This is a genomic window from Desulfocicer niacini (assembly GCF_054657595.1).
Genome location: NZ_BAAHYK010000229.1, coordinates 1 through 257, shown reverse-complemented (window position 1 = coordinate 257; position 257 = coordinate 1). Strand labels below are relative to the sequence as shown.

The window sequence follows — 257 nt, the reverse complement described above, 5'->3', positions numbered from 1 at the left end:
TAATATATATTTGATGTCAGCTGGATTTAAACCGACCTTTTTTACATTACCAGGAATCCATCGACCATAAGGACACTCAAGTGTTTCGATCAGAACAAGCCCCTCTGTGGTTTTAACTAAGTACGATGAGCCCCATTTATCCCCAACATAAAATACATTATCGAACATTTGAAAAGGTTCTACGTAGCCATTTTTATCGCTTTTTTCTGGAATGAATTCTTCTGCAAAGGTTGCTGGGACATAGAATAATAATATTA

General features: G+C 35.8%; 1 protein-coding gene. It reads right to left on the bottom strand.

Annotation, left to right across the window (positions count from 1 at the left end; genetic code table 11):
- Positions 1 to 257: MBL fold metallo-hydrolase (locus ACYQ2M_RS25520; protein WP_459919207.1), on the bottom strand; the 257-nt coding region annotated here is incomplete at both ends.